The organism is Streptomyces sp. NPDC047043, assembly GCF_040644055.1.
In the GTDB taxonomy this organism is placed as follows: Bacteria; Actinomycetota; Actinomycetes; order Streptomycetales; family Streptomycetaceae; genus Streptomyces.
Genome location: NZ_JBEYVO010000014.1, coordinates 212,545 through 226,476, shown reverse-complemented (window position 1 = coordinate 226,476; position 13,932 = coordinate 212,545). Strand labels below are relative to the sequence as shown.

The 13,932-nt window shown below is 70.4% G+C and carries 9 protein-coding genes; 6 read left to right on the top strand and 3 right to left on the bottom strand.

Annotated elements, in window-relative coordinates; translation table 11 throughout:
- Positions 1-18 precede the first annotated feature (18 nt).
- Positions 19-3,219 (bottom strand): tetratricopeptide repeat protein, encoded by a 3,201-nt coding sequence (locus ABZ880_RS23495; protein ID WP_361266155.1) that lies wholly within the window; start codon positions 3,217-3,219, stop codon positions 19-21.
- A gap of 77 nt (positions 3,220-3,296) precedes the next feature.
- On the bottom strand, positions 3,297-3,752 hold the full coding sequence (locus tag ABZ880_RS23490) for a hypothetical protein (protein ID WP_361266153.1): 456 nt from the start codon (positions 3,750-3,752) through the stop codon (positions 3,297-3,299).
- Positions 3,753-3,866: 114 nt separating this feature from the next.
- On the opposite strand from ABZ880_RS23490, the gene ABZ880_RS23485 reads away from it, so the two are divergent.
- The 6 genes from ABZ880_RS23485 (at position 3,867) to ABZ880_RS23460 (ending at position 13,196) form a co-directional block, all read left to right on the top strand.
- Complete coding sequence (locus tag ABZ880_RS23485) at positions 3,867-4,457, top strand: helix-turn-helix domain-containing protein (protein ID WP_361266151.1); 591 nt, start codon at positions 3,867-3,869, stop codon at positions 4,455-4,457.
- Positions 4,438-6,468, top strand: coding sequence for a thioredoxin domain-containing protein (locus ABZ880_RS23480; RefSeq protein WP_361266150.1), 2,031 nt, complete (start codon positions 4,438-4,440; stop codon positions 6,466-6,468). Before ABZ880_RS23485 ends, ABZ880_RS23480 begins: the two co-directional genes overlap by 20 nt.
- A gap of 191 nt (positions 6,469-6,659) precedes the next feature.
- The gene (locus tag ABZ880_RS23475) at positions 6,660-7,937 is read left to right on the top strand and encodes a glycosyltransferase (RefSeq protein WP_361266148.1); all 1,278 of its coding nucleotides are present in this window, start codon (positions 6,660-6,662) and stop codon (positions 7,935-7,937) included.
- Positions 7,934-9,592: a phospholipid carrier-dependent glycosyltransferase gene (locus ABZ880_RS23470; protein ID WP_361266146.1), complete on the top strand. Its 1,659-nt coding sequence runs from the start codon at positions 7,934-7,936 to the stop codon at positions 9,590-9,592. Before ABZ880_RS23475 ends, ABZ880_RS23470 begins: the two co-directional genes overlap by 4 nt.
- On the top strand, positions 9,589-10,782 hold the full coding sequence (locus ABZ880_RS23465) for a glycosyltransferase family 2 protein (protein WP_361266144.1): 1,194 nt from the start codon (positions 9,589-9,591) through the stop codon (positions 10,780-10,782). The genes ABZ880_RS23470 and ABZ880_RS23465 overlap by 4 nt, the downstream gene beginning before the upstream one ends.
- Positions 10,779-13,196, top strand: a complete 2,418-nt coding sequence (locus ABZ880_RS23460; RefSeq protein WP_361266142.1) for a galactose oxidase early set domain-containing protein — start codon at positions 10,779-10,781, stop codon at positions 13,194-13,196. The genes ABZ880_RS23465 and ABZ880_RS23460 overlap by 4 nt, the downstream gene beginning before the upstream one ends.
- On the opposite strand, the gene ABZ880_RS23455 is transcribed toward ABZ880_RS23460, so the two are convergent.
- The gene (locus ABZ880_RS23455) at positions 13,193-13,918 is read right to left on the bottom strand and encodes a Mut7-C RNAse domain-containing protein (RefSeq protein WP_361266141.1); all 726 of its coding nucleotides are present in this window, start codon (positions 13,916-13,918) and stop codon (positions 13,193-13,195) included. The two genes, ABZ880_RS23460 and ABZ880_RS23455, sit on opposite strands and share 4 nt — an antisense overlap.
- Positions 13,919-13,932: the final 14 nt, after the last annotated feature.

Sequence of the window (13,932 nt, the reverse complement as noted above, 5' to 3'; positions counted from 1 at the left end):
AGCGGGGGTGTGCGGCGGTCACTGCGTGGCCGGTACCGCCACCCCCATCACCTCCCGGGCGTGCCGGCTCGGCACCATGCCCAGGCGCCAGGCCTGCCAGCCCGCCTCGAGGCTCACACCGCGTTCCAGCAGCAGCTGGTACGCCTCCACGTAGTCGTCCAGCTTCTCGTCCCGCAGGGGATGGCCCGTGCGGGACAGCTGGGCCAGGTCCTCCTGGGCCACCGCCGTGCCGACCTCGAAGCCGCCGGGCGCCGCGTAAGGCAGCAGGGTGCAGCGCAGGAAGCGGGCCCAGTCCTCGCCGCGGCGGTCGTCGTACGACGTGAACAGGCCGACCGCCTCGTCGCACAGGGTCAGTGCCTGCTGGGTACGGGCGTTGCCCGCGTCCACCACCGCCAGTTCCAGGCAGGTCCAGGCCTCGCCGTGGGCGACGCCGATGCGCTGGAAGTCGGCCCGGGCGTCCACCAGGAGCTGGCGGGCGAAACCGGAGTTGCGCAGCGAGCCCGTCTGGGCCGCGCGCTGGTCGCGGGTGACTCTGGCCGAGTGGTGGCGGGCGCAGGCCAGGCCGTAGACGTCGCGCATGCGGGAGAACATCGTGCGGGAGCGCTCCAGCTCGCGGACCGCGTGGTCGAGGTTGCCCGTCTCCTCCAGGGCCTGGCCCAGGTAGTAGACCGTCCAGGCCTCGCCGCGGGCGTCCTCGTTCTCGCGGTGCCGGGAGGCCGCCTGGCGCAGGCCGTCCACCGCCGGGGACGGGTCGCCGGCGACCAGGCGGGCGCGGGCCAGCTGGGTCAGCGCCCAGGCCTCGCCGCGGGCGTCGCGGGTGCGGCCGTAGCGGTCGAGGGCCGCGCGCAGCTCCGACTCCGCGCGCGGGACGTCGCCCATGCGCAGCGAGAGCTGGCCGAGCTGGAAGTGGGCCCAGGCCTCGCCGTGCACGGACTCGCCGGCGCGGTGCAGCACCAGCGAATCGGTGAGCAGGCGCAGCGCCTCGGACACATGGCCCTCGTCCCGCTCCACCGCGGCCAGCGCGTGCATCGTCCAGGCGCGGTCCGTCGCCAGTTCCGGGGGCGACTGGAGGTCAAGGGCCTCGCGGAGCTTGGCCGCCGCCTCCGTCAGGTTGCCCTGGTGGTGGAGGGTGATGCCGAGGGAGCACAGGGCACGGGCCGCGCCCGCGTCGTGGTGGGCCTCCATGTACAGATCGACCACCGACGTCAGCGTCGTGCGCGCCTTGTCCAGCTCGCCCAGCTGCCGGGCCGCGATGCCCGTGCGCCACTGCACCGAGCGGACCAGCAGGCCCTGGTCGACGGCCTGCGCCAGTTCGCTGATCTCGCCCAGGCGGTAGAGGTCGCCGCGCAGCAGGCAGTAGTCGCACAGCGCGCCCAGCAGATTCAGCACCGCCGCCTGGTTCACGCCCTCCGCGTGCCGCAGCGTCGAGGTGATGAAGCTCGACTCGTCGTCCAGCCAGCGCAGGGCCTCGTCCAGGGACGTGAAGCCGTGCGGGCTGAAGCGGTCCGAGCGGGTCGACATGTTGCCGTCGACCAGGCGCAGCACCGAGTCCGCGAGGTCGGCGTAGTTCACGATCAGGCGTTCCTGCGCGGCGGAGCGCTCGGCCGCCTCTTCCTCGTCCAGGAGGCGGGCCTGGGCGAAGGCCCGCACCAGGTCGTGCAGGCGGTAGCGGTTGCCGCGCACATGGTCGATCAGGCCGGCCCGGGAGAGCGCCACCAGGTGGCGGGTCGCCTCCGCCTCGTCGGTCGCCAGGAGAGAGGCGGCCGCGGCGCCGCCCAGGGATGCGCGGCCGGCCAGGGCCAGCCGGCGCAGCAGTCTGCGGGCCGTCTCCGACTGGTCCGTGTAGCGCAGCCACAGCACGCGCTCGATCGGCTCGACGGGGCCGTACGCTGCGAGATCCGTGGCCAGTTGGCGCGGTGAACGCGGGCCCAGCGACGAACCCGCGATGCTCAGCGCCAGCGGCAGCCCGCCGCACAACTCCCTGATCCGGTCGGCCGAATCGGCGTCGTACGGACCGGAGCTGTCCTGTGCCGCAGCGTCCAGCAGTTCCTCCGCGCCCGCCGAGTCCAGTGCCTCGACCGGCAGTTCGTGCACATGGGCCTGGAGGTCGGAGGGCAGTTCGAGGGGCTCGCGGGCGGTGACCAGGACCAGGCTGTCGGAGCGCTCGGGGACGAGCGTGCGGATCTGGTCGGGGTCCGAGGCGTCGTCCAGGACGATCGTGACCGGAAGGCCCGTCAGATGCTGGTGGTACAGCTCGCTCAGCCGCTTGACCTGCTGGTCGGGGGAGGAGCGCTCACGGAACAGCAGCTGCTCGCGCGGCGCGCCCAGCCGGTTCAGCAGGTGCAGCAGGGCGTCGCGGGTGGACAGCGGCTGCTCCTCCGGGCTGCCGCCGCGCAGGTCGACGACGCAGGCGCCGCGGAAGTAGTCCTTCAGGTCGTGCGTGGCGCGCACGGCGAGTGTCGTACGGCCGCTGCCGGGTGTGCCGTGCAGTACCACGACCGTCGGGCGGGTCTCCGTGCTTGCGCGGGCCGCCTGTACCCACTGCCGGATCCGAGCCATCTCCTGCCGCCGGCCCGCGAACACGCCTGCCGGTTCGGGGAGTTGACCGAACGACTGCGCCAGAACGTTCCGTCCCCGGGCCGCCGCGCTCTTGTCCGTGCCGCGTAGTTTCGGTCCCGTCTTCTTCGGGCCGGTGGAGGCGGCGAGGACGCGCTGCTGGTCGAGGAACGGGCGGATGCCGCGCACCTCCAGCGCCGTCAGCCACTGCAGCCGCAACTGCTCCGGGCCGCCCGGCTGGCTCGCCGCGCCGGCACTGTGGTGGGCCGCGGGCAGATGGGAGCCGGCGACCTTGACCACGGTCGCCGCGGCGCCGACGACGCCGACGGTCACGCCCACGCCGACTGCCGTGCCCGTGTCGGTGCCGAGGGCCAGGTCGGCCACGATGGCCGCGACCGCGCCAACGGCCGCCACCAGCAGGGGAGTTCCCGAACCCTCCTTGGCGTAGCGCTGTGCGAAGGTGAGCCGGCCGGCCTCCGCCTCGTCCAGTGCGCGTGTGTAGGCCTCGTACTCCTCGGCGGCCGTCTGCGCCATCGCGTCCAGCGCGCCGCGCGCCCTCGACAGCAGCACAGTCCCGTCGGTGCGCCCGCCGGAGCGCCGCACCTCCTCCTCCACGGCCCGGGCCAACAGCCGTTCGGCATCCGCCCGATGACTGTCCCGCATGTCACGTCCCCCTCCGGCGGCAACTCCTTTGCCTATGAGTGTCCTTCGGGTCGGGCGTGAGCGCGAGGGTGCGGCGATCATTCTGCGCGGGAACGGTGCCCGCCCACCGCCAGAAACACACACGCCACCGCCAGCGCCCCCTCCGCCGCCCCGCAGGCCAGCGCCTGCAGCAGGGCCGAGCCCGATGTGGCCGTGGTTATGTCGAACCAGGCGTCCAGGACCGCGACGGCGGCCGTCGCGGAGGCCGTCAGGCGGGCTCGGGGGTCACCGCGCAGGCCCAGCAGGGCCGTTGTCGCGCAACCCGCCGCCATCAGTACGTCCAGGCCGATCCAGGCCGGCGACCAGTTCCGCACCTCCGTGCTGCCCGGCAGCGTCAGGCCGAGCACCACCATCCACGGCACCAGCAGCACGGCCGCCGCGCCCAGCAGGACCGGCGTCCACCTCTTCAGCGCCACGGCCACCGCGCCCACCGCCGCGCCCAGCAGGAGCAGTGTCCACCCCAGTAACGCCTTCTTGTGCGGCTGCTTCCTCATCCGGTTCCCCCTTCTGTTCCTCGTGCCTCCACACTAGACCGCAGAGAAAATTCTGCAAAGAAAACTCGGCAGACATGGGGGTCGACTCAGGGTTCTCAGGGTTACCGTGACCGCATGACCGACCGTCCGTCCGAGCTGACCAGCCTCGAGCGCACCGCCCTCTACAAGTCCCTCGGCAATCCCCTGCGCCGCCGGATCCTCGACTACCTCGGTCGGCACGGCGAGGCGAACTCCACCGTGCTCGCGAAGGAACTCGGCGAGAGTTCCGGCACCACCAGCTACCACCTGCGCAAACTTGCCGAGCAGCGGCTCATCGAGGAGATCCCGGAGAAGTCCGGCGGGCGGGAGAGGTGGTGGCGTTCGCTGCCGTTCAGCCACACCACGCCCGACCCGGCCACCATGACCGCCGAGGAGTACACGGCCGCCGAGCACCTCGCCCTGCTGAAGATCGACGTCGACACCGAGCTGTTCCGCCGCGCCCACCAGGAGTACCGGGGCCCGGACGGCTGGGCGCAGGTCCAGCGGCACGGCGCCTGGATGACCAAGGACGAACTCCTCGCCTTCATGCGCGAGTACCACGCCCTCCTCGACCGCCACGGCCACTCCCGCGAGAGCGCCCCCGAAGGGGCACGCCCGGTCAACATGCGTTTCTACGCGGTGCCCGAGCCCGTGGGAGAGTGGAACAGTGAACCGACTGGCCCATGAGACGTCCCCGTACCTCCTTCAGCACGCCGACAACCCCGTCGACTGGTGGCCCTGGTCGACGGAGGCCTTCGACGAGGCCCGGAAGACGAACAAACCTGTTCTTCTGAGCGTCGGGTACAGCAGTTGTCACTGGTGCCACGTCATGGCGCACGAGTCCTTCGAGGACCAGGCCACGGCCGACTTCCTCAACGAGCACTTCGTCAGCGTCAAGGTCGACCGCGAGGAGCGCCCGGACGTCGACGCCGTCTACATGGAAGCCGTGCAGGCCGCCACCGGCCAGGGCGGCTGGCCCATGACCGTCTTCCTCACGCCCGACGCCGAACCCTTCTACTTCGGCACCTACTTCCCGCCCGCCCCCCGCTCCGGCATGCCCTCCTTCCGGCAGGTCCTGGAGGGCGTCCGCTCCGCCTGGACCGACCGGCGCGACGAGGTCGCCGAGGTCGCCGGCAAGATCGTGCGCGACCTCGCCGGGCGGGAGATCTCCTACGGCGACACGCAGACCCCCGGCGAGGAGGAGCTCGCCCGGGCGCTGCTCGGCCTCACCCGCGAGTACGACCCGCAGCGTGGCGGATTCGGCGGCGCCCCCAAGTTCCCGCCGTCCATGGCCGTCGAGTTCCTGCTGCGCCACCACGCCCGCACCGGCGCCGAGGGCGCGCTGCAGATGGCCCACGACACCTGCGAACGCATGGCCCGCGGCGGCATCTACGACCAGCTCGGCGGCGGCTTCGCCCGCTACTCCGTCGACCGCGACTGGGTCGTGCCGCACTTCGAGAAGATGCTCTACGACAACGCCCTGCTGTGCCGGGTCTACGCGCACCTCTGGCGCAGCACCAGGTCCGAGCTCGCCCGTCGCGTCGCCCTCGAGACCGCCGACTTCCTGGTCCGTGAACTCCGCACGAACGAGGGCGGGTTCGCCTCCGCCCTCGACGCCGACAGCGACGACGGGAGCGGGAAGCACGTCGAGGGCGCGTACTACGTGTGGACCCCTCAGCAGCTGACGGAGGTCCTCGGCGGCGAGGACGCCGAGCTCGCCGCCCAGTACTTCGGCGTCACCGAGGAGGGCACCTTCGAGCACGGTCGGTCCGTCCTCCAGCTCCCGCAGCAGGAGGGCGTGTTCGACGCCGAGAAGGTCGAGTCCATCAAGGGCCGTCTCCTCGGGGCCCGCTCCGGCCGCCCCGCCCCCGGCCGTGACGACAAGGTCGTCGCCGCCTGGAACGGACTCGCGATCGCCGCGCTCGCCGAGACCGGCGCCTACTTCGACCGCCCCGACCTCGTCGAGGCGGCCGTGGCGGCGGCCGATCTCCTCGTACGGCTGCATCTGGACGAGCAGGTCCGTCTCGCCCGTACCAGCAAGGACGGGCACGTCGGCGCCAACGCGGGGGTGTTGGAGGACTACGCCGACGTCGCCGAGGGCTTCCTCGCGCTCGCGTCCGTCACCGGTGAGGGCGTCTGGCTGGAGTTCGCCGGGTTCCTGCTCGACCACGTGCTCGCCCGCTTCGTCGACGCGGAGACCGGCACGCTCTACGACACCGCCGCCGACGCCGAGCAGCTGATCCGCCGGCCGCAGGACCCCACCGACAACGCGACGCCCTCCGGGTGGACGGCCGCCGCGGGCGCACTGCTGAGTTACGCCGCCCAGACCGGCTCCGAGCCCCATCGCACCGCCGCCGAAAGGGCGTTGGGGGTCGTGAAGGCGCTCGGTCCGCGGGTGCCCCGCTTCATCGGCTGGGGGCTCGCGGTCGCCGAGGCGCAGCTCGACGGGCCGCGGGAGGTCGCGATCGTCGGCCCCGCACTCGACGACGAGGGCACAAGGGCCTTGCACCGTACGGCACTTCTCGCCACCGCGCCCGGCACTGTCGTGGCCGTGGGAGCTGCGGAGAGTGACGAGTTCCCGTTGCTCGCCGATCGGCCCCTCGTGGGCGGTGAACCCGCCGCATACGTCTGCCGTAACTTCACCTGCGACGCCCCGACCACCGATCCGGAACGGCTGCGGACCGCGCTGAACAGCTGAAACAACAGCGCGCAACTGGCTTTTACGCAACCTGTGTTCGAATTGTTCACTCTCGGGACTCGTTGTGATGAAACGCGCTCTTCATCGAAACGGCCTGCACACTTCACAGATCAACCATAATCTCTGCACAGTGGCGCGACAGGTGTGACTCAATGTCGTGCCGGGGGGCATTGGGGATCTGGGGGGATCTGTTGTTGACATCTGTCTTCATCGCTGCCGTCTCGCTGGCCTTGTTCTGGATGGCGGCCTTCACCTTGTGGTGGCAGATGCACGCGTGGCGTACGCCCGAAGTGCTTGCCTCCACCCGATTCAGCAGACCGGACGGGGACGAGCACGTCTCGTTCTCGCTGCTGCTGCCGGCGCGGCACGAACAGGCCGTGCTGGACCACACCATCCAGCGGCTGCTGGAGTCCACGCACACCGACTTCGAGATCATCGTGATCGTGGGGCACGACGACCCCGAGACCACGGCGGTGGCCGAGGCGGCCGCCGAACGCGACCCGCGCGTCCGTGTCGTCGTCGACACCCATGAGAAGAAGAACAAGCCGAAGGCCATGAACACGGCGCTGCCGCACTGCCGCGGCGACGTCGTCGGTGTCTTCGACGCCGAGGACCAGGTCCATCCCGAGCTCCTCGCCCACGTCGACCACGCCTTCCGGACGACCCGTGCGGACGTCGTGCAGGGCGGGGTCCAGCTCATCAACTTCCACTCCAGCTGGTACTCCCTGCGCAACTGCCTGGAGTACTTCTTCTGGTTCCGCTCCCGACTGCATCTGCATGCGCAGAAGGGGTTCATCCCGCTCGGCGGCAACACCGTCTTCGTACGCACCGATGTGCTGCGGGAAGCCGACGGCTGGGACCCCAACTGCCTTGCCGAGGACTGCGACCTGGGCGTGCGGCTGTCGTCCGTCGGCAAGAAGGTCGTCGTCGCCTACGACTCCGACATGGTGACCCGGGAGGAGACCCCGGGCTCGCTGATGTCGCTGCTCAAACAGCGCACCCGCTGGAACCAGGGCTTCCTGCAGGTCTACCGGAAGAAGGACTGGAAGCAACTCCCGGGCTTCGGGCAGCGGTTGCTCGCCCGGTACACCCTGATGACGCCGTTCCTGCAGGCCTTCTCCGGCGTGATCATCCCCCTCAACGCGGCGATCGCGCTCTTCCTCGACGTGCCCGTCGGGATCGCCTTCCTCACCTTCCTGCCGCTGGTCACCGCCGCGGTCACCTTCGTCTTCGAGGTCGTCGGACTGCACGACTTCGGCAAGCAGTACGGACTGCGCGTCCGCCTCGTCCACTACCTCAAGCTCGTCGTGGGCGGCCCCTTCTACCAGGTCCTCCTCGCCGGGGCCGCGATCCGCGCCGTCTGGCGTGAGCAACGCGGCCGCAACGACTGGGAGTTGACCAGCCACGTCGGGGCCCACCTCACCCAGGCCGAAGTGAACCGAGACCTCCGAGAGGACGTCCCTGCGTGACCTCCACCCTTCCCGCGGTGACCACTCCGAAGGTCCCCGCGCAGCGGCAGCCTGTGCCTGAGGCCGGTTCGACCGGTCGAACGGCCCCGCCCAAACGCCTCCGCTCCTCCCGTCCCGACCTCCTCCTGTGCGGCGCGCTCCTGGTGGCGATCCTCGTCGTACAGGGCTGGAACATCGCCGACTACCCGACGCTCAGCGACGACGAGGGCACCTATCTCGCCCAGGCCTGGGCGGTCCAGCAGGGCAAGGGCCTCGCCCACTACACGTACTGGTACGACCATCCGCCCCTCGGCTGGATCCAGCTGGCCGTGCTGACCTGGATACCGTCGTGGCTCAGCCCCGGCTCGATGACCGTCGGCAGCATGCGCGTCACGATGCTGGTGATCAGTGCCGTCAGCGCGGTCCTCGTCTACGTCCTCGCCCGCCGTCTGTCCCTGCCCCGCTGGGCCGCAGGCCTCGCGATGGCCCTGTTCGGCCTCTCGCCGCTCTCGGTCGTGCTCCAGCGCGAGATCTTCCTCGACAACCTCGCGGTGATGTGGACGCTCCTCGCCTTCACCCTCGCCGCCTCCCCGAGCCGCCACCTGTGGCACCACTTCGGAGCCGGCCTCGCGGCGGCCACGGCGGTGCTCACCAAGGAGACGATGCTCGTCGTCCTGCCCGCTCTGTTCGTCACCATGTGGCGGCACAGCCACCGCGACACCCGCAAGTTCGCGGTGACCGGAGCGATCACCGCCTGCGCGCTGATCGGCTTCAGCTACCCCCTCTTCGCCCTGCTCAAGGGCGAGTTGTTCCCGGGCGGCGGGCACGTCTCGCTCTTCGAGGGCATCAAGTACCAGATGACCAGGCCCGGTTCGGGCTTCATCCTGGACCAGGGATCCGGCTCCTACGGCGTCCTGCACTCGTGGCTCTACTACGACCGCGTCCTGCCGCTCGGCGGCCTCGCCGGCGCCCTGCTGCTGGTGGCCACCTGGCGCTGGTCGGTCACCGCCCGCGCACTCGCCGGACCGGCCCTCACGATCGCGATCCTCACCGTGCTGGCCATGCGTCCGAACGGCTATCTGCCCGCGATGTACGTCATCCAGGCGCTGCCCTTCCTCGCCCTGGTCCTCGCCGGAGGCACCGCCTCCGTCGCCCACGCCGTACTGCGCAGATGGCGGCGCCCCGACGAACAGCGCTGGACGACGGGCGGCCGGTACGCTCTCGCGGCGGTCCTCGCGATCGCCGCCGGCGCGTACGTCGTACCGAAGTGGTACGACGGCGACCGCACCGCCGTCACCGCCGACGCCAACGCCCCCTACCGGGCCGCCTCCAAGTGGCTCACCACCGAGGTCGCCGACCCGAAGGACACCCGGGTCCTCGTCGACGACGCGCTCTGGCTGGACCTCGTGCACGACGGGTACAGGCCGGGGCTCGGTGTCATCTGGTTCTACAAGGCCGACCTCGACCCGGCCGTCACGAAGACGATGCCGCACGGCTGGAAGGACATCGACTACGTGGTCGCCTCCCCGACGGTGCGGCGCGACGCGGTGGACCTGCCCAACGTCAAGGCCGCCATTGAGCATTCGACCCCGGTCGCCACGTTCGGTACCGGAGAGGACCGGATCGAGATCCGGCAGGTCCAGACGGCCGGCACCGCTGACGGAGGCACCCGATGACCCACGAGTACACCGCTCCGGGGGAGCTCAACGACCCCGCCGTACGCGGCGCCGAGATCGCCGAGCCCGGTGCCGTCACCATCGTCGTACCGACCTTCAACGAGTCCGCGAACATCCGTGAACTCCTGCACCAGATCACCGAGTCGGTGCCCTCCCGGCTGCCCTGCGAGGTCGTCTTCGTCGACGACTCCACCGACGACACCCCCGAGGTCATCTACGAGGCGGCCAAGGACTGCCCGTTCCCGGTGACCGTCCTGCACCGCGAGGAGCCGGTCGGCGGGCTCGGCGGTGCGGTCGTCGAGGGCATGAAGGCGGCCGGTTCGGACTGGATCGTCGTCATGGACGGCGACTGCCAGCATCCGCCGTCCCTGGTACCGGAGTTGGTGGCCACCGGTGAGCGTGCGAACGCCGGACTCGTGGTCGCCTCCCGGTACATCAAGGGCGGCAGCCGCGCAGGACTCGCGGGCAGCTACCGCGTGGCCGTGTCCCGGGGCGCGACCTGGCTGACCAAGTCCCTGTTCCCCCGCAAGCTGCACGGCATCAGCGACCCGATGAGCGGCTTCTTCGCGATCCGGCGCAGCGACATCACCGCGGAGGCCCTCAAGCCCCTCGGCTACAAGATCCTCCTCGAACTGGCCGTCCGCAGCCGGCCCCGCCAGGTCACCGAGGTGCCGTTCGTCTTCCAGGACCGGTTCGCCGGGGAGTCCAAGTCGTCCGCGCAGGAGGGCTTCCGCTTCCTGCGCCACCTCGTCGGACTGCGCACCGCCTCGCCCATCGCGCGCATGGTGGCCTTCGGCCTGATCGGCGCGACCGGCTTCTTCCCGAACCTGCTCGGGCTGTGGGCGCTGACCGCCGCCGGGATGCACTACGTCCCCGCCGAGATCTTCGCCAACCAGCTCGGCGTCGCCTGGAACTTCGTACTCATCGAGCATCTGCTGTTCCGCGACCGCCGCCGGCACCGCAACTGGTGGGACCGCGTGGGCCGGTTCGCGCTGCTCGCCAATGCCGACCTGGTGCTGCGCATCCCGCTGATCGCGCTGTTCGTGCACCGGTTCGGGATGGGGGCCCTGTCCGCCACCGCGCTCGCGCTGGTGACGACGTTCGTCCTGCGCTTCATGGGGACCGAAGCGCTGGTCTATCTCCCGCGCAGGGGGCGTGGGGGGAGTACCGCAGCAAGGAGAGCCGTGTGAACAGACGCATTTCGGCCAAGCACAGAAGACGGACCGCACTGGTCGGGGTGGGGGCCCTGACCGCCGGTCTGCTCCTCACCTCACCCCAGTCCGCCGAGGCCGCCAACCTCGTCAAGAACCCGGGCTTCGAGACGGCCGGCACCGACGGGATGCCGTACTGCTGGGAGAAGTCCGGCTGGGGCGACAACGACTTCACGTTCGAGACGACGAGTGACGCGCACAGCGGGTCCAAGGCGATGAAGGTGTCGCTGACCCGCCGCGTCGACGGCGACCGCAAGGCGCTGATCACCGAGTCGACGGAGTGCGCGCCGGTGGTGACGGCGGGCAAGCAGTACGACCTCGGACTCTGGTACAAGACGACCACGCCGGACGCGAACATCACGCTGTTCCGGCACGACACCACCGCCGGCTGGCAGTACTGGACCGACCTCAAGACGCTGGAGATGCAGTCCGGCTGGACCCAGGCCACGGTCCGCACACCCGAGGTCCCGGCCGGCACCGACCGCATCACCTGGGGTGTCTCGGTCTACGGCACCGGCTCGGCGACCACCGACGACTACACGATGGACCAGGTCCCCGACGTCACCCCGCCCGCCACCTGCACCGGTACGGCGGACGAGTGCGCCAACGGCCGCTGGGACGTGCTGCCCACCCAGAACCCGGTGCGCTCCATGCACTCCGTGGTCCTCAACAACGGCAAGGTGCTGCTGATCGCCGGGTCCGGCAACAGCGAGGAGAACTTCAACGCGGGCACCTTCACCTCCGCCGTCTACAACCCGGCCGACGGCTCCTACAAGGTCATCCCGACGCCGAAGGACATGTTCTGCTCGGGCCACATCCAGCTGCAGGACGGCCGGGTGCTGGTGCTGAGCGGCAACAAGGCGTTCCCGGTCGCGGGCGGGCACGGCTACGAGGGCTACAAGGACTCGTACATCTTCGACCCGGCGACCGAGACCTACAGCAAGACGAACGACCTCAACGACGGCCACTGGTACCCCTCGGCGACCGAGCTCGGCAACGGCGACGTCATCTCCTTCGGCGGTCTGCGCGAGGACTCGTCCGGTTCGGTGACCGCCGAGTACTGGTCGGACGCCCAGCAGAAGTGGCTGGCGCTGTGGCAGGTCAACCAGACCTGGTCGTTCTGGGGTCTGTACCCGTCGATGATCCTGATGCAGGACGGCCGCCTCTTCTACTCGGGCAGCCATGTCTTCGGCAACAACATCCCGGGCACCGGATCGGCGATCTACGACTACAACGCCAACACGATCACGCAGATCCCGGGCCTGCAGAACAAGGACCAGCGCGACCAGTCCGCGAGCGTGCTGCTGCCCCCGGCGCAGGACCAGAAGGTCCTCACCATCGGCGGCGGCAACATCGACTCCAACCCCGAGGGCAACCGCCTGACGGACGTCATCGACCTCAAGCAGGCCAACCCGTCGTATGTGGCCGGGCCGCAGATCCCGCAGGGGACCGTGGACCTGGGCAACGGCAAGGTCCCCGAGACCGGCGACCAGGGCAAGATGTACGTCTCCGCCGTACTGCTGCCCGACGGCAAGGTCCTGGAGACCGGCGGCGGTCTGCACAACCGGGCCAACCCGGTCTTCGAGGCCTCGATCTACGACCCGGACTCGAACACCTTCGACCCGGTGGCCGCCGACCCCGAGGCCCGCGGCTACCACTCCTCCGCGTTCCTGCTGCCGGACGGCCGGGTGATGGCCACCGGTGACAACCCGGGCAACGGCACCTGGAACCACAACGTGTCGATCTACACGCCGCCCTATCTCCTCAAGGGCACGCGTCCGACGATCACTTCGGTGATCGACACCGAGTGGAACTACGGCGACACCCAGCGGATCACGGTCGACCGGCCCATCGCCAAGGCCGAGTTGATCCGCCCGGCCGCGGTCACGCACTCCTCGGACCCGAACCAGCGGTTCGTGGACCTGCCGCTGTCGGTGGACGGCAACAACGTCGACCTGAACGTGACGAGCAACCCCAACGTGGCCCCGCCCGGCTGGTACATGCTCTTCGCGGTCGACGCCAACGGCGTTCCGTCGGTGGCCAAGTGGGTGCACCTGGGGGGCCCGCAGGCCCTGAGCGCCGACACCGCCTCGGCGCACGTCCACTCCTTCGCCGACTCCCTGTCGGGCAAGGTGATCGAGCCCGGCAAGAAGCGGAAGTCGCAGAAGGTCTCCGTCACCATCTCCGGCTGCGACCGGCACTACGGATCCATCAACGTGTGCGTGCCGACCGTCTTCCCGAAGGGTGTGAAGAAGACGGCGGCCTCCCGCTGCGCCTGGCTGAAGAAGAACGACTACGGCCGGCTGAAGGTCAACGGCAAGGACGACCCGCTGGGCCTCGACCCGAACAAGGACGGGCTCGCCTGCGGAAAGGCGGACATCCGCAAGGGTTAACCGGCGAACTCCGCCAGGGCGCGCTCCACGATGGCCACCAGCTGCTCGTGGTGCGCGCCCTTCCAGTACGCGCGCCCGCAGTCCTGACACTGCGCGAACACGTCGTACGAGCGGTGCGTGCCGCCCTGCAGCTGGTCGGCCACCTCGTCCTTCGTGGCCTCCTTCAGCAGTCCGTTGCAGGCGGTGCACCGTGTCCAGGGCCTGAGCTCGGGCCGGAACCGGTCCAGGACGTCCCGGAGTTGGTCCTCGGGCCGGGTGCTGTAGACATACGCCCCGGCCCACAGCTCGCGGCGGCGCAGCAGACCCCGGTCGCGGCTGAGCATGACCCGCTTCTCGGCGGCCGAGCGGGCGGCGAGGGCCGGGTCGCCGATGTCCGTCGACTCGTACGCCGTGTCCACGCCGAGCAGGCGCAGGCGGCGGGCGAGGGTGCCGAGGTGGACGTCCAGGAGGAAGCGCAGGGGAGCGCCGGGGACCTGCTGGGGCCGGTCGACGGTCCGCACCTCCACGGTGTCGCCCGCCTCGGGGACGTACGAGTGCGGCACCTCGCGGCCGTTCACCCACAGCGCCCCCACCTCGGTCAGCGGGACGCCGGTGGACTCGACGACATGGCCGAGGGAGGAGACGCCGTCCGTGGAGACGGGCGTCGCACCCCGGCGCCGCTCACCGGCGACGAACGGGGCCAGGTCGCGGGCGAACTCGACGTGGATCTCGGGACCGTTCACCCGGTCAGGATGTC

Coding starts and splice junctions, on each gene's coding strand:
- ABZ880_RS23495 (WP_361266155.1), bottom strand. CDS start 3,219: ATGCGGGACAGTCATCGGGCGGATGCCGAACGGCTGTTGGCCCGGGCC.
- ABZ880_RS23490 (WP_361266153.1), bottom strand. CDS start 3,752: ATGAGGAAGCAGCCGCACAAGAAGGCGTTACTGGGGTGGACACTGCTC.
- ABZ880_RS23485 (WP_361266151.1), top strand. CDS start 3,867: ATGACCGACCGTCCGTCCGAGCTGACCAGCCTCGAGCGCACCGCCCTC.
- ABZ880_RS23465 (WP_361266144.1), top strand. CDS start 9,589: ATGACCCACGAGTACACCGCTCCGGGGGAGCTCAACGACCCCGCCGTA.